Raw genomic sequence first — 22,192 nt, 5'->3', positions numbered from 1 at the left:
CAACTGAAATAATCGATGATGAAGATCAATATGAAGGACAGGCTTTTTTAGGAGCAACAGTAACAATTGGATTAATTTTTGCTAATTTTCTTGGGGGTATTATCCTTCAATTGTATGATATAAACATTTTACTTATTGTATTGATTGCATTGACAGTTTTAGATAGTATCTTTGCATTTTCCACAATATTTTTTAAAAATAATTCTTAAATTTCGCCATTTCTTTTTTCAATTATTTTTTCAAGTGATGATGTTATATCAAGTGATTTTATTTCATCTATGCTGGCCCACATCCAGTCATCATGCTCATCACTTATTTCCACTTCGCCGGTAATGTTTTTTGAATACATTATCAATTGTACGGTTCTTTTGTGCGGATAATCATCCTGTACAGCTTCACAGAAGTCTCCAACTTTTACATCCAAATTGGTTTCCTCTTTCACTTCACGAATTAATGCTTCGTCAAAAAGTTCTCCTTTTTCCATTTTTCCGCCGGGCAATTCCCATTTATGGGGATTTGTTTTTGATTTGGGATGTCTTCTAAGTACTAAAATTTTGTCTTCTTTGTTTTTTACAACACTTCTCATTGTTAATCCGTAGGGTTTTTCCATGATATCACATTTTTTGACATTATTAAACTGTTAGATAAATTCTGTTATGGATAATATTTAATTGTTTGAAGTTAATAATATTATATAGTTTTTACAGGTAGTTTCAGTAAATGTATATTCTGACAAATACTAATTTGGTGGTTAAAATTATGATTGATAAAAAAGTTATTATTGGTATTTCAATATTTTTTTTATTTGTGTGCATTGCTTCAGTCAGTGCTGAGGAAAATGTTACGAAGGAGACTTTATTGGATTTCCAAGAGGTAGAAAATGAAAATGTTATAAGTACTAATGGTATTGATAAAAATTTGTTTAGCAATGATTTCTGAATCTGTAGATGTTTTAGAACAGGACAATAATGTAATAAGTGAAAATTTGCAATCTGAATCAAATGAAACTTCAGATAATCATTATGGGTATTGGGTGTTTGGTAGAGATATGAAAGAGTTAGATTTGGGGGATTTATCTAAAAAAGGTGTCACTGACATTTTCTTAAATTTTTATGCATATACTCTTTATAATATGACTGGTGTTGAAAAATTTATAGCCGAAGCTAATGATTTTGGAATTCATACTCATATATGGACTCAAATCTTCTGGGAAGGGGAATGGGTTAAACCTATTGATAATGGAGTTATAAATCAAGAATATTTTAATGAAAAAATTGAAGAACTCAAATTTTATTCTCAAACTAAAGGACTCAGTGGAATTCATTATGATTATTTAAGATTTTCAGGATCACCAGATTTTTCTGGATCAGATGAATATGACCGTGCTATTGATAATCCTGGAGGAATGGAAGCTCTATCCCTATTTGTAACACAAGCGAATACTGCAATTCATGAAATAAATCCAAATTTAACAATATCTGCTGCTGTATGTGCCGTGCCAGAACATCTTGCGGACTGGTTTGGCTGTAATTATTCCGCTCTTACAAGCAGTGTTGATGCGGTTTTACCAATGACTTATCTTGGTTCTTTATATAAGGATATTCCTTGGCTCAGTGAGACTACAAAGTGGTTCTGTGAAAATTCAAAAGGTGCTGAGGTTTGGGCAGGTTTACAAGGATATATTAATGATAATAATGAGAATTTAGTGCCTATTGCTGAGACGAAAATGGAAATTAATGCGGTTTTAAATCAAAATGCAACAGGTGCAATATTCTTCAGATATGGATGCAGCCCTAACATCGATTTTAATAATTTAACTGTTGATGAAAATGAATTGAAATCATTTTCTTTCCTAAACTATAAAATTGAATCTGCAAAATATGAATTAAACTTATCTTATGATTTTGTATTTGATGATAAATATGATTCTGCTTTTGTTGATGGAATTCCAATTTCAAGGCCAATAACCATTAATGGTAATGGACATGGTCTTGATGCAAAAAACCTCTCCAGAGTGTTTTACATTAATAATTCTAACGTTACTTTAGATAATATTACTTTTTTAAATGTTAATTATCATGATGATGGGGGTGCCGTTTATGTGGCAGGCATAAATAACTTGAGTTTAAATATTTCAAATTCTATTTTCTCAGGAAACAACTCAATTTTTGTTGCTGGCAATGATGCTAAAAACAGTTCTGTTTATTTAATCAATAACTTGGAATTAAATAATGGTGGTGATTATTTTATATTAAACCAGCATAATCTATATCTCTGCAATAATACGTTAACTAATGTAATCTATAATAAAGGCAATATTTCATCATACACTAATGTTACTGTCATGGATAATGAAACATTCAATGTCTATTCTTCTACAGTTGAGTTATATGCTCAAATACTCGACGATAATTCTAATATAATTAGAGACGATTCATTTGCATTTCTTATAAATTCTGATAATGCTAATGCATCTTTCAATTCTGACAGATATACGGCAAATTACAGTTTGAACAATGGGCATGGAAAGTATATTATTAATTCTAAACCTATGGAGTCCTTAAAAAACAATACTTATTATTTTGCTATTTTAAACTATGCATATAATGTATCTGCTCCAGATCTTGTAAAGTATTATGGTAATCCTAAAAAGTTTAATGTTACTGTATGGGGCAATGACAAAGCAATAACAAATAAATCTGTTTATATTACAATAAATGGTGTCACTTATGAAAGAATAACTGATGAAAATGGAGTTGCTTCATTGAATATTAGATTGAATAGTGGATATTATGATGTAAATGTTAAAGTCGATGAATTAGTGATAAATTCATCCGTAACTATCAAGTCTACAGTTTCCGGGGATGATTTGACTAAAATTTATAGGAATGATACTCAATATTCAGCGGTTTTCTATGATAATGAAGGCAATCCTTTAAAAAATGTTAGCGTTTTATTTAATGTAAATGGTGTAATTTACAATAGATTCACAGATTCTAATGGTATTGCCACTTTAAATATTAATTTACCTGTCGGCGAATACATAATCACTGCGATAAATCCAGATACTGGTGATATGCATTCAAACAATATTACTGTTTTATCTCATTTTATTGAACATGGCGATTTTGAAAAGATTTATAAAACATCTGCTCCATATGTTATAAAAATCTGTGATGGGGCAGGTAATGTTTGCGTTGCAGGTGAAATTGTAGTATTTAACATTAATGGTGTATTTTACAATAGTACTAGTGATGGTAATGGTAATGTTGCATTAAACATTAATTTAATACCTGGGGAATACATTATTACGGATTATTATATGGAGGAAATGGTTTCTGATAAAATTACTGTTCTAGCACAATAGTTTTTTCTGATGATATTTCTAATCGATTATGCTAATCCAAAAATTAAAACACGATGTAACAATAGGTCATGCCAAATAGAATTTGGCGGATATCCTATTGATTACACCAACTTTAAAGAATATTTTAAAGGTTTAATTAATATCCTCCCAATAGTGTCTGCGGTAGTGCTATTGTGAAAAAATACAATCCTTTATCGGCTATTGTCCTTAAAAACATTAGGCATGATTAATATTATATCATTCGCTAAATCAAATTAACCATTGGCAAATTCATTTCCTTCACTAATTATAAATATTATCCAATACATAATTATCCTTATAATAAAACTTTTTTAGGAGTTTATATTATGGATTTAAATATTAAAGTAAACGAAAAAAACCACTTAGACATTGGTGGAGCGGATGCAGTCGATATTGCAGAAGAATTTGGAACTCCAACATATGTTATTGATGAAAATAGGATAAGATACAATTATAACAGATTTTATAGTGCATTTTCAAAATATTATCCTGATTTTAAAGTATTTTATGCATGTAAAGCTAATACCAACCTTGCAGTAATGAAAATTTTGGAAAGTGAAGGTTGTTGTATTGATGCTGTTTCTCCAGGTGAAGTTTACACAGCTAAAAAATTAGGCTTTGATGGTCAAAGAATCCTCTTTACAGGTAATAACATTACAAATGAAGAATTAAAATTTGTCCATGATGAAGGTGCTGTTTTAAACATTGATTCCGTTTCAGCACTTAAAAGGTTAGCTAAAGTAATTGACCCCGAAGGAGTTAAAATTTCATTTAGGGTTAATCCTATGGTTGGTGCAGGACACCACGATCATTGTATTACTGGTGGAGTAATGAGTAAATTTGGTATAATGGATAATGAAGCTAGTGAAGTTTATCAACAAGCAAAAGACTTAGGTTTCAATCCAATTGGTATGCATTCACACATCGGTTCAGGTATTTTAGACCCAGAGCCATTCAAATTGGCTGTTGAATCAACTATGGACATTGCAGGAAAAGTACATGAGGATACCGGAATTGACTTTGAATTCGTTGACTTTGGTGGCGGTGTCGGTATTCCATACACTCCGGAAGAAAACATTGTTGACTTGGATAAATTTGCTGAAGTTAATATCGGTTTATTTAAAGAAAAATTGGAACAGTATGATATGGGTTCACCTACAATGTATTTGGAACCTGGTAGATACTTGGTCGGAGATGCAAGTGTTTTACTCGTAACCGTTAACAGTGTAAAACAAAGCTACAGGAAATTTATTGGTGTAGATGCAGGTTTCCACACACTTTTAAGACCAGCAATGTATGAATCATATCATCATATTGTTGATGCAAGTAAAATGGATGCTCCTAATACTCAGGAAGTTGACATTGCAGGTAATGTCTGTGAATCTGGAGATTTATTTGCACGTGACAGACCAATGCCTGATGTTGAAGAAGGTGACATCTTAGGAATAATGAATGCAGGTGCATACGGATTTACAATGTCTTCCAATTACAACTCAAGACCTTTAGCATCTGAAATTCTTGTAACTGACGGTAAATGTCAAGTTGTACGTGAAAGACAATCCTTTGAAGATTTATACGAAAAACAAATTATTCCTGATCATTTAAAATAAGTTGATATTATGGTCGATTTAAAAGGTTTAAAATTTTCCAAAATGCATGGTATAGGAAATGACTTCCCTATTATTGATGAATCAAAAGGTGAAGTAATTCCTGAAAGTGATAAAGCTGAAGCATGCAGAGAGCTATGTCACAGAAATTTTGGTGTTGGCGGAGATGGAGTGCTTTTTGTAGTGCCGTCTGATGTTGCAGATATTGGATACAGAATGTTTAATCCAGATGGAAGCGAAGCCGAAATGTGTGGTAATGGTATAAGATGCTTTGGTGATTTTGTTTATAGAAAAGGAATCTTAAAACAAGAAAAAATGACTGTTGAGACTAGGGCCGGAATTAAAACCATAGAAATAACTATAGAAAATGATGAACCTGTTTTATTTAAAGTAAATATGGGTACATCTACATTTAAAACTCCTAAAATACCAATGACTAGTGATAAGGAAGAATTCATTGATGGCGAACTTGAAGTATTGGATACTACATTCAATGTTACTGCCATTAGCGTTGGAAATCCTCATGCTATAATTTTTGTTGAAGATGTCGATTCAATTGATATTAACAAATATGGTCCGGCTATTGAAGCTCATGAAGTTTTCCCTGAAAAAATCAATGTTCACTTTGTAGAAGTTATAAGCAAAAATGAAGGTAAAATGATTACATGGGAACGTGGTGCTGGTGTTACTCTTGCATGTGGTACTGGTGCAACATCAACAGCTATTTCTGGTTTTAAATTAGGATTATTCGATGAAAATGTTCTTCTTCATTTACCTGGTGGAGACTTAAACTTTACAATATATGAGGAAAATGATGAATTGGGAGCTTTCATGGAAGGCCCTGCAAAACTTGTTTTTGATGGAGAATTCTAATTATTCTCCTTTTTTAATTATATTAAATATCCGTTAATCAATACTATATCTTCGAAAAAATAGTGCTCTTTTTTTGCAATTTCTGCAATGAAGCCAAGTTCATCTAACTTGTTTAATGTTTCATCATTGTCTGAAAGTGAAGACTGAATTAGCTGTACAATTCCACCATCATTTAAATGATTTTTCACTTCATTTAAAAAAAGATCAATAACTTTCCTACCATTTAATCCACCATCAAATGCATAATTTAAATTGTCGTCTATAACCTCCCCTTCTTCGGTAGGTAGATATGGAGTATTGAATAAAATTACATCAAACTTTCTATCTTTCACGGGTTCAAACAAATTTCCGAAGAGCAGTTCAATATTATCAATCTCATTGGCTTTAAAATTTGATTCAGCTAGAGTGATAGCATCAAAATTAATATCTGTTGCAGTTACTTTATCAGTTAATTTGGAAGCATACATTGCAACAATTCCGCTGCCTGTACCAATTTCTAAAACGCTTTTGCCCTTCTCTATCTCCAGATTTTCAGCGAGCAAATAACTGTCTTCTGCTGGAACATAAACATTTTCATGTGTATTAATTATAAAATCCATATTAATCATTAAAAAGTGGGTTTAATTCTTTTGAAATAAATAAAATTTCTTCGGGAGTTAATACTATGACTCGTTTTGTCAAATAATCATTTAGCTTATCATCTTTAATATCATTAAGCCTTTTTTTAATTTCTTTTTTATCCAGATTACTAACTACATGTCTTGAATCAATCAGGGCATTTCTAATCTTTTTATTCCTGTGCTGGAATAATGCTTTACAAAATTTAGAATAAATATTAAAATCATCTGAATCTAGCATGGATTCTTTGGGTGTTAGGCTTATAACAACGGAGTCAACTTTTGGTTTTGGAATAAAACTTTCGCAGCTAACATCAGTTAATGTTTTAACATCACATTTAAAATAAAGCATCGCTGAAAGTCTTGAATAATTTTTGCTTCCAACTTCACCGTTCATTCTCTCGCCAAATTCTTTTTGATACATTAAAATGGCTAAATCAAAATCATAATCTAAAAATTTAAATGTAATGGGTGATGATATTTGATAAGGTAGATTAGATACTATCTTATTGAATTTTGGAAATTCAATTTTTAATGCATCTTTGTTAATAAGCTCTACATTATCAAGTTTTTCTTCTTTTAAACGTTGATTCAATATTTCACAAATATTCGAATCTTGTTCAATAGCTATTACTTTTTTAGCTCTCTTAGCTAATTCTATTGTAAGTGTACCGATTCCAGCACCAATCTCTAAAACAATATCTTCTTTTGATATGTCTCCAAAATTAATTATTTGATCACGTTTATTTTTATCAATTAAATAATTTTGTCCAAGATTTTTATTTAATCGTATTCCATATTTGGCTAGAATAGATTTTGTTGTTTTAGATAAAGATTCGTTACCTTCACCATTCAAGATATCACTTTTATCGTTTATTCCTGTTTTGAGCACTTCTAGGAATAGGGGTAAATAGGTAGTACTTTTGTTTTCCTTTTTTAACTGTTGTTGTATCTAATTCTTGCTTCACACGGTTAGCAATCATTCCAACAGGATCAGATAAAGCAGGAACTCTATTACTTATATCTTCAAAGCTTTCGAATTCATTTTTCTTACGCTCTTCGATAATTTCCCACATGTATTTTTTACCAATTCCTGGAATTAATTCTAGTTTATGTAATCTAGTGTTAACAGGACCCGCAGTGTTGAAGAAGTCAACGAATTCATCTTCTCTTGATTTTACAATATCTTTAATTGCATATTCAAGTTCTATTCTACTTGTTGCGGTTAAATTTTCAAAGTCTAATTTTCCAAGGACTCTATAAATTTTGTCTCTTTTTCCTTTTCCAATATAGACTGTGTCTTGGATTTCTAAATCTACTCCTTTTTTAGGAGCTAATTCTAATAAAGTGAAGTAATCAGTACCAATAGCTTGAGCAATAGCTTTTCCTTTAAACTTAGACATATCAGACTGTACATACCCTAAACTAAGATAATCTAGTATAACAGCATTGTCTTCAGTTTTTTGAGGGGGGTTTTTTCTTTTATTATTTCTTTTGTCCATAATTATCACTTCACTATTTAAAAATACTATTATTAGTTTTAATGTTTTATAGTAATAAATATATCTAAAAAAAGTTAGTAAAAAAAAGTTGTAAAAAGAATAGTATTAACTATTCTTCAGGGAAATATTGATTTAAGATTTCAAGAATTTTATCCATTTCTTCAGGAGTTACTTGTGTAGGTTCTTTTGCGAATATTAATCTTAAATCAGATAAGTCTTGTGGAATTAAATCTACAATGTGCACTGCAACTTTGTGTCTTAAGCCAATATCGTTTTCAAGTTTTTCCATAATTTCTTGTGAGTCTTCAAGGGAAAATCTTGGAAATCTGGCAAGATGATTTAAAGTTACATTTTGCTCATAGTTTAATTCATAATTTTGGGAAAATTCTTCAAGAGTTTCTTTTACTTCAACTCCTGAGATTTCCTCTTTTTTAATGACGTTTTTACCAATCATTTAAATCAGTTTTGTAATTTTAAGTGGTCAGGTCTAACAATTAATTCTTTTGGTTTGTTTCCTTCTTTTAAAGCTACTAAATAAGCTTTACCTTTAGTTCCGATGATTTTTCCGGTTTTACCATGGAATCTTGAATGTGGTTGACCTTTTTGAATACTTGGATTAATAATAATGTGAACTAAATCTCCTTCTTCAAATTTTTGGAATCTGTTAGTGATAGGATTAGTTCTTCCTTTTCTTTCAACTTTGGTTAATTTTTTCCTTGATCTGCTTTTAAATCCTCTTGATCTTTGCATTTTTATTACCTCGATTTATTAATGCACTGGGTATTAATTAAGTCTATGTTATCAGCTACCTAGTATCAAAAAAGCCCATAAATACTAGTAACATAGAGTGTGAAAATAAATTATCATCAGTGATATGATAATAGTATAATTTATATTTAAAGATATTAATATACTTTTAGTTTTTTTAGTATTTTTGTTGGTGATGAAAAGATGTGTAAAAAAATGGTGTGAAAGATAACTAAATTTAGTTATCTTCAAATCTTCTTCTGTCAATTAATTCTTGACGTTTACCTGGGTTCCAACCACCTGATGCAGATTTTGCACGACCTACTTGTTGTACGTATCCAGTAATTCTGTCATACCATTCTACATCTTCGCTTTCACCACAAGTTGGGCAGGTGTGGTTTAATCCTTTCATTAAAGTTTTACATTTTAAACAGAAACTTAAAGCTGAACTGTAAGCCCAGAAACCGATATCTGATTTTCTTGCAATTTTATTGGTTAAGCTCATTAATGAATCTGGATCAGAGTATGATTCACCCATGAATGCATGGAAGATGTGTCCACCAGGAGTTAATGGGTGGTATTGTTCTTCAATTTTAATTTTTTCGATTAATGATGCTTCGGTATCTACTGGTACATGTGATGAGTTGGTGTAGTAGTTAGCATTTCCGTCACCTTGTACAATAGCTTGGTCTCCGAATTGTTTTTTGTCAAGAGTTGCAAATCTGTAAGCAGTAGATTCAGCAGGAGTTTGTAATACAGACCATCTGAGTCCAGTTTCTTCTTTTAATTTGTTTGCTCTTTCATTAATGTATTCGAGACATTTGATACCAAATTTATTTGCATCAGGGTTTTCGATACCTTCTCCGAATAATGATAATAACATTTCATTAAGTCCAACGAAACCAAAGGATAATGTTGAGTTTTGGATTCTGTAGTAGGAATCTTCAGCTACTTGTTGTTTTAAGAATGGTAAAATGTGGAAGTCATTTAAACATTTTAAACCTTGTTCTCTTCTAAGCATTAAGGTTTCGGTAGCTAAATCCATGTATTCATCTAAATATTCGAATACTTGGGATTCATCGCGTGATTGGTATCCGATTCTTGGGAGGTTTAAGGTTACGTATGCGAGGTTACCGGTTCTTAAACAATCTTGGTCCCAGTCACCGGTCCAGTTATCTTGTAAACAGGTTCTACATCCCATATAGTTAGCCATGTCTCCTCTGTAGTCAGCTAACATGTTTACAAAGTAGGATGAACCGTATTTTGCGGATAATTCGTGAACTAAACGGATATCATCTTCATATTCACTACCCATAGTTTCTTCACGTAATGTGTAAATGGTATTTGGGAATAAATGAGGTTTTCCTTCATTATCTCCAGCAAGTAAAGTTTCAGTGAATGCTCTTTGGATTAATCTGGTTTCTTCTTCGAAATCTGCGTAGGTTCCAACCACTTTACCTTTTGGTCCGTATGCAGTTTCATCTTTTAAGAAGTCAGGAACTCCGAATTCCAATGCCATACTGGTAAATGGAACTTGTGATCCACGAGCAGCGTAAGCCATGTTTAGGTTGTAAATAAGCATTTGAACTGATTGTTTGATTTCTTCATAGGTTCTTCCTCTTGCAAATGGAGCTACAAATACGTTCCAAAGGGACATTCCTTGTCCTCCGGACATGTTTTGTTGTGCTGCAAGCATGATTTCACCAGTGTGGTTCATTAAAGTTTCCATGTGGTTTGGTGCGCCTGCAATAGATGTGTGGTCACCGGTACCGTCTACTTTAAGACCGTATTTGATGAAGGTTCTAATATCATGTTGCATACAGTTTAAAGGTCTGCCTGCGAAGAATTCTAAATCGTGAATGTGAATGTCACCTGCCATGTGTGCATCAGCTAAGTGTGCCGGAAGCATTTTTAATAATGCGTATTGTTTTAATGCTTCGTCTGCTACATGTTTATGAATACTTTCAGGGTTGTGAATCATGTTTGCATTATCTCTGTTTCCATTTTCAATTAAAGAGGTAATGTTATAAACAGGAATACCTAAACGAGTGTAACGGCTTCTTAAATCTTCAAGTCCGTATTCAACTAATTTGGTGTTAACAATTTCCCTTATCATAGGTGCAGTTAAGTATTCTACATTTAATTTTTTAAGTTCTTTCCAAGTTTCGGTAGCTATTTCAAAAGCTGTTTCTTGGCTTGCACCAGTTTCTTCAATTAAAGTATTTGCAATTTTAGATAAATCGAATGATTCAATAGTGTCTCTTGAAGTACGTACTTTTAATTGGGTACTTGCTAAGTATTTGTTGGCTATTTCACCATCGATGTCTTCTAAACATTCATAAACGATTTTTTTAATTTCTTTTGTAGTAATTCCATCATATAACTGTGATACAACAGTTGCTACAATTTTATCAGATTCAAAGAATGGGGTTTCAACCATTACTAATGATTTTAATAATTTTTCATAACTGAATCTTTCTCTAATTCCATTATTTTTTTCTACATTAATTTTAATGGATTTATTTAGGTTATTTGCTATTTCTGAACTTTTTTCCATTTTACACACCATTTTTCCTAATAAACTGATCAGTAAAAAAAAGAGATAGGGCATTCTATCTCTACTAACCACTTGATTATAATATTAGTTTGTACTTGTATATATATTGTTCGTACACATACGAACAATATTTTTACAAGATTCCATTTTTTATTTTTATTGTATATATTAAATTTGGATTGTCCAAGAGCATTTGAAGAGTAATATAACAATTTAGAAAAATACATCTAAAGAGCTTTGCTTGGACTTATCACTTTCAAAAAGTGAATTAATACCATATTCTTGGATTTCTAAACGTTGTTTTAAATAAGGTGATACAGGATACCTGTTAACTAAGTCCTGCGAAATTCCAAGATACTTTTGAACCGATCCTTTTGAAACTGAGAGGATAAGATTTCCTCCGCATTTGGTACATTTTCCAGTTAAAGGAATTCTTCTGTATTTGGAATTACATTTGGTACATCTTACTTTTTGCTTGGAAAATGCTCTGGAGTTACCCATTATGTCCGGTAAGAAATGGGATGATAATACTCTTTGAACAACATCTCTTTGATCTACAGCCCTAATTTTTTCTGCAAGTTCGATTTGAGCTTCCACTTTTTCTTTCATTGATGGCAATCTTTTATAAAGACAAAGTGTAGGTCCTGCATGAATACTTGATGTGTGGTGAGAAAACATCAGGCCTTCATATTGTTGCGGAGTTCCTAAATGCTTTTCAACATTATCAATCAAATCCAATACTTCAGCAGGTTTCAGCGGGTCTTTTGTCTTTTCATAAAACTCAACAGGGAAACGAGCATAGATATCTATGTTATGTGATTCATCATCAATCTCTTCAGGATCAATTCTTGAAGATAAAACCAATGGAGCGTCCATACTTCCTCCACGAGTATTAGGTAAATAAGTTTTAGAGAAGTTAATCAGCGCATCTAAAAGTAGCATGACAGCATCTTCGTCACTATCACAATTTCTACGTTTTGCTGAGTGGAAATATGGATGAGCATAACATCCAAGAGCTTTTGTAAATCCGACAATACGGCCTAAAACTCCTGCAGATGTGTGGGGTGCAAGTCCCGCTATTAAATGACCGATTAAATCTGTTTTTGTTTTAACATTATAGAAACTTTCCATTCCATAGAATCTAGTTAACTCATCATCAATAAAGTGGGCTGTATTAACCAGATATTCAGCACAGTTATATGAAATAACAACGTCCTGAACTTTTAGTTCAATAATCTGGTTTTCATTTTCAATTGGTTTTCCATAACAGTCATGTTCATAGCCCATTTCTAATAGTTTTTCAACACTAACTCCAATTTCTTTAGGGATGAAATGGGTCAATGGTAAATCTGTTGAATCATGACGTATTGTACCATCTTTAAAAGTGAATACTTCATTTTTGGCTCTAAGTATTCCTTTTTCTAATGGTTCTGGAAGTTTTGATTCTGATATCATACCTACAACAGCTTTAAATTTATCCACTTTTCTCACATTAACATTATCTGATGCTTTTTTAAGCATTGATGCTAAATTGATTTTTTTATTGTCTGGCTTGCCCATTTCTGTTGGTGAGCCACATTTAGGACAGATTGAACTAAATGACATTAATCTGCAATCAGGATTTGAACACTTTCTTCTGGATAATTCCACTTGAATTGTACCTTTCTTGGCAGCGTTTGCAACAAGTCTTTGGGATCCGCCATATGTTCCAATTGGGAATAATCCGTGAGGTGCAGGCTTCATTAATCTTTCTTTTGATTTTTCAGGCCTACCTACACGAGTACCAATGTATGCGGGAGCCTTGTTTTTAATTTCAATATCTGTTACTTCATTTAAAGCTTCGATTGTCGTATCTTTTTTAGGTAATCTGTCCACTAACGTTGAAAGAAGTGCATATGAATTGTCGGCATCTATAATTATTTCATCGTCACGGACAATATGAGGTACACCAATCATCTCAAGTGTTCTTTTTGGGTATGATAATTTTAATTTAATTCCTTTTTCAGGAATATAAGTGTCTTTGCATTCCATTAATAAATCATATAATGCATTCAAGTCTTCAATAGTTACATCGTTATAACAATATGTATATTTTGGATGAAGTGGGATGTTATACTTTTTAGATAACTCAAAAGCCTCTTTGGCCGGGAAATAATCATATTCAAGACGGCCTAAGTCAAGATTGTCATCTTCGGAATAAGCATCGCTTTCTTTTAAAAGTCCAATCCACCATTCTTCACACCATCCTGAAGGGTATAAAGGTTGGTTGTTTCTTAAAAATTCACCGAAAGCAACTAACATATCACCTAAAAATAATATTTCAACAACATCTTTTTTAAGTTCTTTAGCTTGTTTGGTGCTGTTTATAATTACAACATCTCCATTTTTAAGTTTAACAGTAGGACCCTCAATTGAATCCACAGGAACTACACAGTTTCCCTTTCCGGGATATTCAATTTTAAGCTGTGTTCCGACTGCTAAAAATTCAAGCAATGCCATTGTGGCAGGGTGTACTCCCATTGTAGCAAGACCGGTATTTCTTGATCGGCCGTATCTTAATCTAAATCCTCCTTTTTCAGAAGGATGTCCTAAAACAGGTCTACCGCCAATAATATCCTGAATATATTTAGGTTCATGGACAATTTCGGATTCATCAGAAGAATCAGAGGACTCTTCTTTTTTAGGTTTGGAATATTCAGTAAGCCATTCCCAATTAAGGTCGAGCTTATTGGAAATTTTATGGATTTTTTTGGATTTTTGAACAACTCCTTCAACCATAGCCAATAGTGCTCCACCACGTATGTTATTGGTTTCGACACGTTCCAAATCTCTGTGAGATACTTCAACGGCATCTGTCTGTTCTCCTGTTACTTCAACAGGAATGTTATTGGCAGCAAATCTTACCTCTTCTGGTGTTGGGGAGTATTGAAGATTGGTAACTTCGGACTCATAAAGTTCAACTTCTTCTACATAACGTTCAATTTCATCCTCAATAGGCTTAAATATATCAATATTAATAGCTCTTCTGATTTTATCTCCGAGCAAAACTGCAAGTGCAGCAGCAGTACCTCCAGCACTCCTAATAGGTCCTGCAAAATAAACGGCGATATATTTTGTTGAATCAAAATTCTCCTTAATTTTAACTTGGGAAATACCTTCCAATGGAGCGGCTACTACACCTTCTGTTAGAATAGCCAGTGCAGTTCTAAGGCCCTGATCACATCTTTGCTCTTCATCATAATCTGCTTTTTCACCAGTTAATTCAAATTTTGATGATGCAATCTCAGCTGCTATTTCAAAAGCAACTTGTTCTCTGTCCATATCCTTCTCTAATTCTTTAATACGTTTAGCTACACCTTCAGGACCAACAAGCCCTTCAACCCTTTCAGCTAAATCCTTTGCTAATGGAACTTCAGTTTTTGTTTCAACATCCAATCCTTTAGACCTAGCTTCATTAGCTATATCGTATAATGCATGTGTTTCAGCTTCTAATCTATCAAAATAATCCATAATATCGCCGTGGGTTTTTAAAATTAGTTAGTTATTATATGTATATTTTGCACTATATTAAATTTCGCCATGTGCACACATGTGAAAAAGTAAACCTTTTAAATAATCAATAAATATTTAAATAATTTAATAAAGAAATGTATTTGTTACATAGACTGTCGAATATAAAAATTTTTCATTGCTTTTAGTGGTGATAAAATGTCTGATGAACCAGTAAACAAATTATATGGAAATAAAATAAAATTAGATTTTACTAAATTAGGTAATAAGTCTCAAAAAGAAGAATCAACTACTGTTGATGTTAAAAAAGAACAAGAAAAAGCTATTTCTGAAAATAAACCTCAAGTAGAAGAAACTGTTGTTGAAACAGTTGTGGAAGAACCTGCTGAAGAAGTAGTGGTTGAGGAAACTGTTGAGGAAGAAGTAGTGGAAGAAGCAGTTGTGGAAGAACCTGCTAAAAAGGTTGTTGAAGAGCCTGAATCTCAAGATGATGTTGATGTGGAACACTTAAAAGAAGAGTTAAAATCAAAAGACTCAAAATTAAAAAATCAATCTAACGAGTTAAATTATTTAACTAATACCATCATTCCAGACCTTAAAAAAGAAAATTCTAAATTAAAAGCTCTTAAAGTTGAATTAACCAGTGCTTTGGATAAAACTTCTAGAAAATATTATAATCAGCTTGATATTAATGAAGATTTAAGTAATCGTATTGGTGAGTTAGGTGCAGAAAGTGCTGTAAACAAGGCAAGAACCGATAGGCTTGAATCTGAATTAGAAACAATTAAAGATGAATATGAAGAAAAAATTGCATCTTTAAAAGAAAAAATAAGCAGATTACAAGAATCCAATGTTGATGAGTTAAAAAATACAAATCAAAAATTAAATGATGATTTAAGAGAATCAAATGAAGAATTAGATGATTATAAAAAACAAAATGATGATCTTAAAGCAGAAGTGGATGATTTGAGGAAAAAACTCATTGAAATGGGTGATTATAAAGAAGAAGTGGATGAAAACGCTCAAAAATCCATTGATAAATTAAAAGATGAAATTGTAACTCTTAAATCTGAATTAAAAATTAAACAGAGTAATTATGATAAATTATCAAATGATAATCAAAAAACTATTTCCGATTTAAGAAATCAAATTGATAAACTTAAAGAAGATGCTGAAAATCAATCTAATAAAGGTGGATTTTTAAACAGATTCAAATAAGATGATTAATTAATAATCATCTATTAATTTCTTTTTTTATGAAAAACGATGCTTATTTTATGGAATTAGCTATTAAAGAAGCTGAAAAGTCTTTAAAAGATGGCGGAATTCCAATTGGTGCTGTCCTTGTTAAAGATGATAAAGTTATTTCTAAAGGACATAATAGATTAATTCAAAATGATTCTGTTATTTTACATGCTGAAATGGATGCAATTGAAAATGCAGGCCGTTTAGATTATGAAGATTATATTCAATGCACATTATACACAACTCTTTCTCCATGTCCAATGTGTTCCGGTGCAGTTATATTATACAATATACCCCGTGTTGTTATAGGTGAAAATACTACATTGATGGGTGCTGAAAACTTGCTTAAATGTAATGATGTTGAAGTTGTTGTTTTAAATGACTTAAGATGCAGAGATTTATTTTTAAAGTTTGCAGCCAATAACTCAGAAATATGGGATGAAGAGCTTGCAAAAGTTGGAAACACAACTGAGGTTAAATAATGGAAGTTATAGTCACTGATGAGCGGGATGAAAGATTCATTGAATTTTGCAGATCTTTTGGTTGTATTTTGGACGAACCGCAAGTGGTTTTGCTTTTAATTAATTACACCTCTACTGTTGGATGTGCTAGCTTTAAAGTATTTGATGCAGATTCGATTGAAATTATTAGTTTGTTTGTTGATTCTAATAAAAATCGTGAAGAAATATCTTATAAATTAATTAAACAGTTAGAAAAAATAGCTATTGATTTGGAATTTAAAGCATCTTATGTATTTTTGGATGATGAAGACTTGCTTTTGGATATATTTAAAAAATTAGATTATCAAACAGTAAGTGTTGGTGATGAAATAATAATAAAAAAAGAATTTAGAAGCTTAATTTAAGCTTCTTTTCTAAGTCTTTTAACAACAAAGTCTTTATCTAATGATAATAAGAATGATGCTGCTCTTGGGCCTTGTTTTTGGCCGAGTATCATTTTATAAATTGCTTGGAAACCTTTTTGTGGTTTTAAGCCTTGTCCTTCTAAAATTTCATACATTGCATCGTGCAGTGCTGCCGCATCACTAAACTCGGTTGTTTCTATTAAATCTGCCAAGTCACTTAAGAACTGATCTTGTTCTTCTGTCAACGGTAATTTAGGAATATTTTTTTCCTGTACTTGGAATTTAACGAATTTTGGAGCATATGTGTCTAACCAATATTTTACATTATCAATACGTTGTCTGTATTGTGCTAATTCCGCTTCAGTTAAATCGCCGAATTCTTTATTTTCAAAGCTTTTGGTTAACTGTGAATTTCTTTTTAAAATTCCAAATATTTTTTCCAAATCATCACCGGCAATCTGATAAGCATTTACCAAGAATCTGAATGGCGGTCTGAATGGAAGTGGCTCACCAACATTAATTTGTGCAATTTCATAAATTTCTCTGAATTTTTTATCTTCTTTTTCGGATGGTGCTTCCTCTTCATTATAAAATACTTTTTCTACTTTATCAAACTGATCAATAAAGTCTAAATAAGGCATTTTTGGTGAGAAATCTTTTGCCTTCATAGGTTTTGACCTGAATAGGTAGTAGTTTAGACTTTCTGCAGGACCAATTTTTAACCATTCTTCAGGTGCAAAGAATACTCCATGGGATTTACTCATTGCTTCACCATCCAGTGTAATCCATTCATATGGTACTGGATATGGTGCAGGATAATCAAAAATCTGTTCTGAAATAGCACTACTTACATCATAAGACCCGCCACTGGCAGCATGGTCTTTTCCAAATGGTTCGCATGTGGTCCCGTTTATTTTCCATCTTGCAGCCCATTCAACTCTCCAGGTTAATTTACCGTTTCCGGTTTTAATGTCCATTTCACCTTCATGGCCACATTCACATCTGTATTTAACGATGTCTCCATCGTAATCATAAGCATAAGTTGTATTTACACGCCCACATTCATCACAAATTGGATTATATGGTAACCAATCGTCAGCTAAAGGTTCTCTTCTGTATTCATTGAATATTTTTTTAATTTCATCTACATTTTCAAAGGCTGTTCTTATGTAATCATTATAAACTCCGCTTTTATACATTTCAAAACCAGATTTAACTTCCATTTCTATCCCATAATCATCTATAACTGAAAGTAATGGTTTTTCAAAATGTTCTACGAAGTTGTCACAGCAACCGTCAGGACATGGAATCATTGAATATGGCATTCCTAGGTATTTTTTGTAGTCTTCTGGTAAAGGATATGGAACTTTTCTAAGTGGATCGTGGTCATCAGCAATCCAAACAGTTTTAGCTTCTTTTCCTTTTTCTCTTAATTTTTTTCCTATAGCGTTTGCTATAAATATGTCGCATGAGTTTCCTATGTGTATTGAACCAGAAATGGAAGTTCCACAAGCTATTACGTGTTCTTCCACGTCTCTTTTGATTAATTCATTAGCTATATTTTCTATCCAATGTGTCATCTAATTCACCGTTATTATAATAAAAAATTATCTTAAAAATCAGTATATCTTAATTTATGTAATTAGTAATATAAAAAGATTAATTATAATTCAGTATTTTTGTGGTTAAATATTATTAAAATAAAAAAAGAAAAATAGATTATAAAATCTATTTAATTAAATCGGAATCGGATTGGTCTAACCATTCGTTAACGATTTTTACTGCACAGAAATTACCGCACATGGTACATGTGTCTTCTTCTTCAGGTGGTCTTTCATCTCTTTTTGCACGTGCAGCATCAGGGAACATTGCGCATTCATATTGAGCTTCCCAGTCTAATTTTTTCCTTGCTTCTGCCATTGCTAAGTCTTGTGATCCATCAATTTGGCCGCTTGCAAGGTCTCCTGCATATGCACCAATTTTTGTAGCAATTACTCCTTCTTTTACATCATTTGGAGAAGGTAATGCTAAGTGTTCTGCAGGAGTTACATAACAGATGAAGTCTGCTCCTGCTTTTGCAGATGATGCTGCTCCAATTGCAGATACGATGTGGTCGTAACCTGGTGCTACATCACATACAATAGGTCCTAACATATAGAATGGAGCGTTGGAACACATTTTCTTTTGAATCATTACATTTGTTGGAATTTCGTTAATTGGGATGTGTCCTGGTCCTACAATCATACATTGCACTCCAGCTTCACGTGATCTGTCAATTAATTCTCCTAAAATAATCAATTCTTGTATTTGAGCTCTGTCTGTTGAATCCGCAATAGATCCTGCTCTCATACCGTTTGCAAGGGAGAGTACTACATCATGTTCTTTAGCAATTTCTAAAACGTAATCGAAGTTTTCGTATAATGGATTTTCTTTTTCATTTTCTACAATCCATCCAGACATGAATGACCCGCCTCTGGAAACAAGTCCGGTTACACGGCCTTGTCTTTTGAGTCTGGTTAAAGTTTCAATGTTTATACTACTGTGGACTGCCATAAAGTCGATACCATCTTTTGCTTGTTTTTCGATGGTGTTAAATAAATCATCTTCAGTCATGTAAATTACAGAGCCGTCTCTTCTGATACTTTCGATAGCTGCTTGATAAACTGGTACTGATCCTACTGGAAGAGGGGACATATCAAGAACTCTATTTCTGATAACATCTAAATCTCCACCAATACTTAGTTCCATTAAACAATCTGCACCGTTGTCAATTGCTATTTGTGCTTTTTGAACTTCTTCATCAAAGTTTACAATATCTGTGGATGTTCCGACTGTTGCATTAACTTTAGTTCTAAGTCCGGCACCAATACCTGCTGCTTCAATGTCTCTGTTAACGTTACTTGGAATTACAATTGTACCTTCAGCTACAGATCTTAAAATAAAATCTTCTGAAACATTTTCAATTTCTGCTACATGTTTCATTTCTTCAGTCAATATACCTTTTTTTGCATCACTAATTTGGGTCATTTATACCACTCAATTAATTTTTAATTATATCAATAATGATTGATTTTGCATTCATTTTTATTTGATATTAATTATTTCGTATTAATAATATTTAAATTGATTGATTCTCAATCTGTTTCAATTGATAAATATAAAGCAAGTTTTAGAATAAAGTTGTTTGTTTGCTCATATTTTTAGTGGGAAAATTGTATAAGTATGGAAAAATTTCGTCAAAGTTATTCATGATTCCTGCATCATAAGTTCTTTTTTTAAAAATCTTCATTAATTTGGAATTATACGGACTTGGGACCTGATAATTGTTTTTAAAATGAGTAATATATTTTTCTTTTAAATTAGGAAAGTTTTCATCCAATTTTTGATAAAAATACTCTCTATTTCCATCTCTTAGAGTTAAACCCATTTGAAAGCACAGTATTCCTTTTACATTTGTATCAATGCAATAGTCAATTATCTGATTAATATTTTCTTCAGTATCATTAATGAATGGCAAAATTGGACATAACCAAACAATTGTGGGAATATTATTCTCATTTAATGTTTTTAAAACTTCAACACGTCTTTTGGTGGAGCAAACATTAGGCTCTAAAATTTTGCATAAATCTTCGTCTGCAGTAGTTAAAGTCATCTGAACAACAGCTTTTGTATTTTCATTAATCTTTTTAATTAAATCCAGATCTCTTAAAATCAAGTCGGATTTTGTAATGCATGTAAATCCGTGGCCGTATTTGTATATTAACTTTAAGGCACTTCTTGTATATTCAAGTCTTTTTTCAATGGGCATGTACGGATCAGCCATTGACCCAGTTCCAATCATGACTTTTCTGCGTTTATTTTTAAGTGATTTTCTCAATAATTCCAAGGCATTCTTTTTAACTTCAATATCTTCAAATTCATGATTCATCTGATAAACGTCACTTCTTGAATCACAGTAAATACAACCGTGTGTACATCCACGATAAAGATTCATTCCATTTTTTGGCGATAGTATACTTTTAACTTCGGTGTAGTGCATAAATATCAAAAAAAATAAGTTAAATGAGTTTAATAAAACTCATTCATTCTTTCAAATGCATCATCAAAACTAGGCATGTTGGTTTGACAGCCTTGATGTTCAATGATAAATGATGAAACTGTTGATGCGAATTTAGCAGATTCTTCCAGGGATTCTCCATTTAAGAATCTTGATAAAAATCCTGCTCTGTAGGAGTCTCCAGCACCTGTTGGATCAACTACATCAACATCAATAGCATCAATTTTAATTTTGTCTTCGCTGGAGTAAATTTCACTTCCATTAGCTCCACATGTTTTAACAATTATTTTAGGACCTAATTCTCTTAATCCAGTTAAATCGGTTTCAAGTGAGTCTAGAATTCTTTCAATTTCATGATGATTTCCAAAAAGAATTGTTGTATTTTCAATAACATCTCTTAATTTTTTGGTATCATACATTCCAAGGTCTTGACCAGGATCAAATGAAACAAGTAAATCTTCATTTTTAGCTTCTTCTGAACATTTCCAATTGAATTCAGGATCTCCTGTTGCTAAATGAACTGCTTCAGTATTTTTAATTGCAGGTGTAGGCACTTTACTTTCTGCAAATTCTTTAGCAGCACCCCAATAGAAGTAACTAATTTGATCTTCATTATCATCTGTTAAAACAAATGCTGTTGGAGTTTTTTCTCCAGGAACAATTATTAATGATTCTGTATCGATGCCTAAAATTTCCATATGTTCAAAATACTCAGTCTTTTTAAAATCTCCACCAACAGCTGAAACTAAAGCAGTTTTTAATCCTAAATTAGCTCCAACACAAGCAACATTTGCTGCTGCTCCACCATTAAAGGTCTTCATGTCAGTTATTGGGGATGAGAAATTGGCTTTTGGAAATGTAGGTACTCTAATAATATAATCGTGAGCGGCATGACCAATTGCAAGTAAATCTATATCTTTAACCATTTTATCTCCTTTCCTATAATTCTATTTAAAAAATTTTGTAAAATCCCATAATAATCATAGAATGAAATTTCACAATTAATCATGAGGTGTATTATATCATTTGTATTTGGAACTATAAATAATATTGGTGAGACCATTTGATGACTATTATTTAATGGGTAAAAAATCTTGATTTATAATTTATTTTTTTGCTTTTATTTTATAAATAATATAATATAATTCTTAGTTCTTAGCTTATTCTCGTTTACTTTAACTATAAACTAATGATATGTCTGTTATCAATGTTATATTAATTTTT

20 protein-coding genes are annotated in these 22,192 nt (G+C 31.9%); 8 read left to right on the top strand and 12 right to left on the bottom strand.

From position 1 onward, the window contains the following. Positions 1 to 209, top strand: a 209-nt coding sequence (locus ACKI5C_RS07140) for a hypothetical protein (protein WP_407432479.1), incomplete at its 5' end; no start/stop codon positions are given. On the opposite strand, the gene ACKI5C_RS07135 is transcribed toward ACKI5C_RS07140, so the two are convergent. Then, a complete protein-coding gene (locus ACKI5C_RS07135) occupies positions 206 to 610 on the bottom strand; it encodes an NUDIX hydrolase (RefSeq protein WP_407432478.1) in 405 nt (134 codons plus the stop codon). The genes ACKI5C_RS07140 and ACKI5C_RS07135 overlap by 4 nt on opposite strands. 149 nt (positions 611 to 759) lie before the next feature. On the opposite strand from ACKI5C_RS07135, the gene ACKI5C_RS07130 reads away from it, so the two are divergent. From ACKI5C_RS07130 to dapF, 4 genes are all read left to right on the top strand, one after another. Then, complete coding sequence (locus ACKI5C_RS07130; RefSeq protein WP_407432477.1) at positions 760 to 939, top strand: hypothetical protein; 180 nt, start codon at positions 760 to 762, stop codon at positions 937 to 939. Then, complete coding sequence (locus ACKI5C_RS07125; protein WP_407432476.1) at positions 929 to 3,367, top strand: hypothetical protein; 2,439 nt, start codon at positions 929 to 931, stop codon at positions 3,365 to 3,367. The genes ACKI5C_RS07130 and ACKI5C_RS07125 overlap by 11 nt, the downstream gene beginning before the upstream one ends. Positions 3,368 to 3,714: 347 nt before the next feature. Continuing rightward, positions 3,715 to 4,998, top strand: a complete 1,284-nt coding sequence (lysA, locus tag ACKI5C_RS07120) for a diaminopimelate decarboxylase (protein ID WP_407432475.1) — start codon at positions 3,715 to 3,717, stop codon at positions 4,996 to 4,998. Positions 4,999 to 5,007: 9 nt separating this feature from the next. Next, complete coding sequence (gene dapF / locus ACKI5C_RS07115; RefSeq protein WP_407432474.1) at positions 5,008 to 5,868, top strand: diaminopimelate epimerase; 861 nt, start codon at positions 5,008 to 5,010, stop codon at positions 5,866 to 5,868. A gap of 17 nt (positions 5,869 to 5,885) precedes the next feature. Here the strand turns inward: dapF and ACKI5C_RS07110 are convergent, their stop codons facing one another. From ACKI5C_RS07110 to polC, 7 genes are all read right to left on the bottom strand, one after another. Continuing rightward, positions 5,886 to 6,467 (bottom strand): HemK2/MTQ2 family protein methyltransferase, encoded by a 582-nt coding sequence (locus ACKI5C_RS07110; protein ID WP_407432473.1) that lies wholly within the window; start codon positions 6,465 to 6,467, stop codon positions 5,886 to 5,888. A 1-nt stretch (position 6,468) separates the two neighbouring features. Continuing rightward, entirely contained in the window at positions 6,469 to 7,341 is an 873-nt protein-coding gene (gene rsmA, locus ACKI5C_RS07105) for a 16S rRNA (adenine(1518)-N(6)/adenine(1519)-N(6))-dimethyltransferase RsmA (protein WP_407432472.1), read from the bottom strand. A 10-nt stretch (positions 7,342 to 7,351) separates the two neighbouring features. Beyond that, positions 7,352 to 7,987, bottom strand: a complete 636-nt coding sequence (locus ACKI5C_RS07100; RefSeq protein ID WP_407432471.1) for a DUF655 domain-containing protein — start codon at positions 7,985 to 7,987, stop codon at positions 7,352 to 7,354. 109 nt (positions 7,988 to 8,096) lie between these two features. Further along, positions 8,097 to 8,441, bottom strand: coding sequence for an RNA polymerase Rpb4 family protein (locus tag ACKI5C_RS07095; protein ID WP_296797458.1), 345 nt, complete (start codon positions 8,439 to 8,441; stop codon positions 8,097 to 8,099). Positions 8,442 to 8,446: 5 nt separating this feature from the next. Then, positions 8,447 to 8,737, bottom strand: coding sequence for a 50S ribosomal protein L21e (locus ACKI5C_RS07090; RefSeq protein ID WP_407432470.1), 291 nt, complete (start codon positions 8,735 to 8,737; stop codon positions 8,447 to 8,449). Between the two features lie 235 nt (positions 8,738 to 8,972). Beyond that, positions 8,973 to 11,303, bottom strand: a complete 2,331-nt coding sequence (nrdD, locus tag ACKI5C_RS07085) for an anaerobic ribonucleoside-triphosphate reductase (RefSeq protein ID WP_407432469.1) — start codon at positions 11,301 to 11,303, stop codon at positions 8,973 to 8,975. A gap of 201 nt (positions 11,304 to 11,504) precedes the next feature. Continuing rightward, a complete protein-coding gene (gene polC / locus ACKI5C_RS07080) occupies positions 11,505 to 14,801 on the bottom strand; it encodes a DNA polymerase II large subunit (RefSeq protein ID WP_407432468.1) in 3,297 nt (1,098 codons plus the stop codon). Positions 14,802 to 14,999: 198 nt separating this feature from the next. Here polC and ACKI5C_RS07075 point away from each other — a divergent pair, with 198 nt between their 5' ends. From ACKI5C_RS07075 to ACKI5C_RS07065, 3 genes are read left to right on the top strand one after another with little or no spacing between them, the layout of a single operon-like run. Continuing rightward, entirely contained in the window at positions 15,000 to 16,019 is a 1,020-nt protein-coding gene (locus ACKI5C_RS07075; protein WP_407432467.1) for a hypothetical protein, read from the top strand. 38 nt (positions 16,020 to 16,057) lie between these two features. Next, a complete protein-coding gene (locus tag ACKI5C_RS07070) occupies positions 16,058 to 16,528 on the top strand; it encodes a nucleoside deaminase (RefSeq protein WP_407432466.1) in 471 nt (156 codons plus the stop codon). Then, a complete protein-coding gene (locus ACKI5C_RS07065) occupies positions 16,528 to 16,911 on the top strand; it encodes a hypothetical protein (protein WP_407432465.1) in 384 nt (127 codons plus the stop codon). Before ACKI5C_RS07070 ends, ACKI5C_RS07065 begins: the two co-directional genes overlap by 1 nt. Here ACKI5C_RS07065 and lysS read toward each other — a convergent pair. The 4 genes from lysS to ACKI5C_RS07045 all read right to left on the bottom strand — a co-directional run bounded on the left by lysS (position 16,908) and on the right by ACKI5C_RS07045 (position 21,894). Then, complete coding sequence (lysS, locus tag ACKI5C_RS07060; protein WP_407432464.1) at positions 16,908 to 18,491, bottom strand: lysine--tRNA ligase; 1,584 nt, start codon at positions 18,489 to 18,491, stop codon at positions 16,908 to 16,910. The two genes, ACKI5C_RS07065 and lysS, sit on opposite strands and share 4 nt — an antisense overlap. A 148-nt stretch (positions 18,492 to 18,639) precedes the next feature. Continuing rightward, positions 18,640 to 19,938, bottom strand: coding sequence for a phosphomethylpyrimidine synthase (gene thiC / locus ACKI5C_RS07055; protein ID WP_407432463.1), 1,299 nt, complete (start codon positions 19,936 to 19,938; stop codon positions 18,640 to 18,642). Positions 19,939 to 20,080: 142 nt separating this feature from the next. Beyond that, positions 20,081 to 20,905, bottom strand: coding sequence for an SPL family radical SAM protein (locus tag ACKI5C_RS07050; protein WP_407432462.1), 825 nt, complete (start codon positions 20,903 to 20,905; stop codon positions 20,081 to 20,083). A 74-nt stretch (positions 20,906 to 20,979) separates the two neighbouring features. Further along, positions 20,980 to 21,894: a carbohydrate kinase family protein gene (locus ACKI5C_RS07045; protein WP_407432461.1), complete on the bottom strand. Its 915-nt coding sequence runs from the start codon at positions 21,892 to 21,894 to the stop codon at positions 20,980 to 20,982. Positions 21,895 to 22,192: the final 298 nt, after the last annotated feature.

Origin of the sequence: Methanobrevibacter sp., from assembly GCF_045646045.1 — an archaeon.
Lineage (GTDB): Archaea > Methanobacteriota > Methanobacteria > Methanobacteriales > Methanobacteriaceae > Methanocatella.
This window is presented reverse-complemented; position numbering and strand designations above follow the sequence as displayed.

Bases quoted from the DNA above. Each gene is read 5' to 3' on its own strand.
- ACKI5C_RS07135 (WP_407432478.1), bottom strand. From the start codon at position 610: ATGGAAAAACCCTACGGATTAACAATGAGAAGTGTTGTAAAAAACAAA.
- ACKI5C_RS07130 (WP_407432477.1), top strand. From the start codon at position 760: ATGATTGATAAAAAAGTTATTATTGGTATTTCAATATTTTTTTTATTT.
- ACKI5C_RS07125 (WP_407432476.1), top strand. From the start codon at position 929: ATGATTTCTGAATCTGTAGATGTTTTAGAACAGGACAATAATGTAATA.
- lysA (WP_407432475.1), top strand. From the start codon at position 3,715: ATGGATTTAAATATTAAAGTAAACGAAAAAAACCACTTAGACATTGGT.
- dapF (WP_407432474.1), top strand. From the start codon at position 5,008: ATGGTCGATTTAAAAGGTTTAAAATTTTCCAAAATGCATGGTATAGGA.
- ACKI5C_RS07110 (WP_407432473.1), bottom strand. From the start codon at position 6,467: ATGGATTTTATAATTAATACACATGAAAATGTTTATGTTCCAGCAGAA.
- ACKI5C_RS07100 (WP_407432471.1), bottom strand. From the start codon at position 7,987: ATGGACAAAAGAAATAATAAAAGAAAAAACCCCCCTCAAAAAACTGAA.
- ACKI5C_RS07095 (WP_296797458.1), bottom strand. From the start codon at position 8,441: ATGATTGGTAAAAACGTCATTAAAAAAGAGGAAATCTCAGGAGTTGAA.
- ACKI5C_RS07090 (WP_407432470.1), bottom strand. From the start codon at position 8,737: ATGCAAAGATCAAGAGGATTTAAAAGCAGATCAAGGAAAAAATTAACC.
- nrdD (WP_407432469.1), bottom strand. From the start codon at position 11,303: ATGGTGTGTAAAATGGAAAAAAGTTCAGAAATAGCAAATAACCTAAAT.
- polC (WP_407432468.1), bottom strand. From the start codon at position 14,801: ATGGATTATTTTGATAGATTAGAAGCTGAAACACATGCATTATACGAT.
- ACKI5C_RS07075 (WP_407432467.1), top strand. From the start codon at position 15,000: ATGTCTGATGAACCAGTAAACAAATTATATGGAAATAAAATAAAATTA.
- ACKI5C_RS07070 (WP_407432466.1), top strand. From the start codon at position 16,058: ATGAAAAACGATGCTTATTTTATGGAATTAGCTATTAAAGAAGCTGAA.
- ACKI5C_RS07065 (WP_407432465.1), top strand. From the start codon at position 16,528: ATGGAAGTTATAGTCACTGATGAGCGGGATGAAAGATTCATTGAATTT.
- lysS (WP_407432464.1), bottom strand. From the start codon at position 18,491: ATGACACATTGGATAGAAAATATAGCTAATGAATTAATCAAAAGAGAC.
- thiC (WP_407432463.1), bottom strand. From the start codon at position 19,938: ATGACCCAAATTAGTGATGCAAAAAAAGGTATATTGACTGAAGAAATG.
- ACKI5C_RS07050 (WP_407432462.1), bottom strand. From the start codon at position 20,905: ATGAATCTTTATCGTGGATGTACACACGGTTGTATTTACTGTGATTCA.
- ACKI5C_RS07045 (WP_407432461.1), bottom strand. From the start codon at position 21,894: ATGGTTAAAGATATAGATTTACTTGCAATTGGTCATGCCGCTCACGAT.